Annotated in this window: 3 protein-coding genes; 1 reads left to right on the top strand and 2 read right to left on the bottom strand. The window is 70.6% G+C overall.

Features of this window, described 5'->3' with window-relative positions:
• On the top strand, window positions 1-189 hold a 189-nt coding region (locus EYA84_RS28655; RefSeq protein ID WP_131057077.1), incomplete at its 5' end, for a helix-turn-helix domain-containing protein.
• Between the two features lie 149 nt (window positions 190-338).
• Here EYA84_RS28655 and EYA84_RS28660 read toward each other — a convergent pair.
• Together EYA84_RS28660 and glpK are read right to left on the bottom strand one after the other, a co-directional pair.
• Window positions 339-1,670: a carbohydrate-binding domain-containing protein gene (locus tag EYA84_RS28660; protein WP_131057079.1), complete on the bottom strand. Its 1,332-nt coding sequence runs from the start codon at window positions 1,668-1,670 to the stop codon at window positions 339-341.
• Between the two features lie 149 nt (window positions 1,671-1,819).
• Window positions 1,820-3,337, bottom strand: a complete 1,518-nt coding sequence (gene glpK, locus EYA84_RS28665) for a glycerol kinase GlpK (RefSeq protein WP_131057081.1) — start codon at window positions 3,335-3,337, stop codon at window positions 1,820-1,822.
• Between the last annotated feature and the right edge of the window lie 287 nt (window positions 3,338-3,624).

The raw sequence follows: 3,624 nt of genomic DNA on the forward strand, positions 1-3,624 counted from the left end.
GGCGGCCGACGGCGGCCGGGGCGACCGCGTGCGATGAGCCCCGACCAGGTGTCGGCGGCCCGCCGGATGCACCTGGCGGGCACCCACTCGGTCGACGAGATCGCCGCCGAGTTCGGGGTGTCCCGAGCCACCGTCTACCGCCATCTCGAATCTAATAGTGATACTGAGACAATTCTGAGCCAGTTCTGAGACCCCCCACCTCCGCACCCCACCCGCACCCCACACCCCCGCGCTGATCAAGAAGTTTGGTCGTACCGGGGTCGGCGTGTCGCGACCAAACTTCTTGATCAACCACAGCAGGCGGGCACGCCGGTGGGGTCAGCGGGGGTCAGCGGGGGTCAGCGGATGAGGTTGAGGTTGGTGTAGGTGCGGTTGTGGGCCGGGAAGTCCTCGTCGGTGTACGGCGCATGGATCCAGGTGCGCAGTGAGTTGGCGGCCGTGTCGATCTCCACCAGTCGGACCGGGTTGGTCCGTGGCGAGTGGAACGTCTGGAGGAACGAGTGGATCGGGTTGCCGTGCAGCCCGGTGTCCACCCGCGACGCCGCGGTGCCGGTGTGTCCGGAGAAGACGAACCGGATGTTGGCGTACCGACGGACCAGGTTGTCGAAGACGTACTGCGGGCTCGTCGACCCGAAGCCGGCGCTCTGGCCGATGGTGGCGTCGCTCTCCAGGAAGTGATGGGTCACCACGATCACGTTGTGCCGGGGGTGGGCCGCGACGACCTGTTGCGCCCAGGCGACCGCCGCCCTCCGGGGCCACAGTTCCAGGGTCAGCACCAGCCACTGCACCCCACCGGCACGGTAGGTGGCGAACGCGTTGTCCACCTTGCCCGGCTCGAAGCGGCCTCCGACCACCCCGAAGCGGTCGGCGGTGAAGTACCGGTTGAAGGTGGTGGTGTCGCGCAGCAACGGCCCGGCCGGGCTGCGCAGCACGCCGTCGGGACCGAAGACCTGGGTGTCGTGGTTGCCGACCGCCAGCGTGTACGGCAGGCCGACCGCCTCCAGTGGACGCAGGGCGGCACTGGCGCGGGCGTACTGCACGTGGTCGGGGGTGTCGTAGTTGACCACGTCCCCGGAGTGGGTGACGAAGCGCAGGTCCAGGGCGGTGCGTTGGGCCACCAGCCAGTCGATGCGCTGCCGCATCCGGGTGTCGCCCGAGGTCAGCACCTCCTCCTGGGTGTCCGGCACCACCGCGAAGCCGAACGTGGTGTCGACCGGCCCGGCCTCCTCCGTCCGGGCGTACGCCACGTGCACGTTGCGGTCGCAGGCGGCGGTGTAGCGGTCGTTGACCAGCTCGATGCGGACGGAGTGCCGCCCGTACGCCAGCGGCGCGCCGACCAGGTAGCTGCCGTAGTCGGTGGCACTGGTGACGGTCACCTCGCCGACGGGCTGGCCGCCCACGCTCACCCGGACGACCGGCCAGCCGTCGCACTCGTCGCCGATCGCGCCGATCACCAGTTGGCCGGAGCCCTGCAGCACGGTGGTGGCGTGACTGCTGTTGCGCCACAGGGTGGCGTGGGTGCCCGACGGGGGCACGGGCGTGCCGGTCGCCGGGTTGATCGACCCGTTGACCACCGTGAACGGTGACGGCTCCGCCGCGTTCGCCGTGCCCGCGAGCACGCCGGCCGACAACACGACCACGATCGCCACGATGGCCCGCGTGATCCGCATGTTTGCCCCTCCCTGTCCCACACCGGCACCTGCCGGACATCGGGATGCTAAGGCAGACCGACCGGACATCCCGGGAACGCGTCACCAACACGCAGTGATGGCGTGTCCACGAAACGTGATGGAAACCCGTCTGGTCCGCCGCCGTCCGGTCAGTCCACGTCGACCCAGTCGAGCGTGCGGCGTACCGCCTTCTGCCAGCCGGCGTAGCCCTCCGCCCGCTGTCGCGGCGACCAGGTCGGCTGCCAGCGCCGGCTCTCGTTCCAGTTCGCCCGCAGCTCGCCGGTGTCCCGCCAGAAGCCGACCGCCAGCCCGGCGGCGTACGCGGCACCGAGGGCGGTGGTCTCGGCGACCACCGGCCGGCTCACCGGCACCCCGAGGACGTCCGCCTGCAACTGCATGCACAGGTCGTTGACGGTGACGCCGCCGTCGACCTTCAGGCACTCCAGGGCCACGCCCGAGTCCTGGGCCATCGCCTCGGCCACGTCCCGGCTCTGGTAGCAGATGGCCTCCAACGTGGCCCGCGCGATGTGGGCGTCGGTGTTGTAGCGGGACAGCCCGACGATGGCGCCGCGCGCGTCGGACCGCCAGTACGGGGCGAAGAGGCCGGAGAAGGCGGGTACGAAGTACACCCCGCCGTTGTCGGAGACCTGGCGGGCCAGGTCCTCGCTCTGCCCCGCACTGTTGATGATCTTGAGTTGGTCACGCAGCCACTGCACGGCCGACCCGGTGACCGCGATCGAGCCCTCCAACGCGTAGACCGGGTCCGCCCCGGCGAACTGGTAGCACACGGTGGTGAGCAGGCCGGCCTTTGACCGGACCAGTTCCGTACCGGTGTTGAGCAGCATGAAGTTGCCCGTGCCGTAGGTGTTCTTCGCCTCGCCTGGCGCGAAGCAGACCTGCCCGACGGTGGCCGCCTGCTGGTCCCCCAGGTCGCCGGTGATCCGCACCGGGCCGCCGAAGGGACCGTCGGGGCGGGTGCTGCCGTAGGCGTGCGGGTCGGACGAGGGGCGGATGGCGGGCAGCATGACCCGGGGGATGTCGAAGAACGACAGCAGCTCGTCGTCCCAGTCCAGCGTCTCCAGGTCCATCAGCATGGTCCGGCTGGCGTTGGTGGGGTCGGTGACGTGCACGCCGCCGTCGGGACCGCCGGTGAGGTGCCAGAGCAGCCAGGTGTCGGTGTTACCGAAGACCGCCTCGCCGCGTTCGGCGGCGGCCCGTACCCCGTCGACGTTCTCCAGGATCCACTGGATCTTGCCTGCGGAGAAATAGGTCGCCGGGGGCAGGCCCGCCCGCCTGCGGATCACGTCGCCCCGCCCGTCGCGCTCCAGCGCCGCGGCGATCCGGTCGGTGCGGGTGTCCTGCCAGACGATGGCGTTGTAGTACGGCTGGCCGGTGCGCGGGTTCCACACCACCGTCGTCTCCCGCTGGTTGGTGACGCCGAGCGCCGCGAGGTCGGAGGCGGCGATGCCGTGCGTGTTCAGGGCGGTACGCACGACGGTCCGGGTCCGCTCCCAGATCTCCAGCGGATTGTGCTCCACCCACCCGGCGCACGGCAGGATCTGCTGGTGTTCGAGCTGGTGACGGCCGATCTCGTTACCGCCGTGGTCGAAGATCATGAAGCGGGTGCTGGTGGTGCCCTGGTCCACGGCACCGACGAAGTCAGCCATGCGGGGGTCTCCTGCTCGTCGTGGTCGTCGGGCCGATCCTTCCCGATGTCGACCCCGATGTCCGCAGCAGGACGACGCCGAGCTGCACGCTCGTGCCCCTCGGCCGGCGGCCTCCGCCGCGCTGCCGACCACAGGTCGCGGTACGGTCTGGTTCCGTCCGGTCGCCCACCGCGCCACCACCACCGGCGGCGCCGACCGGGACAGGGAGCACGCCGATGCGGTACGACCTTCGCGACCGGACGATCCTGATCACCGGAGCGGCCCGGGGCATCGGCGCGGAGCTGGCC

Origin of the sequence: Verrucosispora sp. SN26_14.1, from assembly GCF_004307965.1 — a bacterium.
Lineage (GTDB): Bacteria > Actinomycetota > Actinomycetes > Mycobacteriales > Micromonosporaceae > Micromonospora.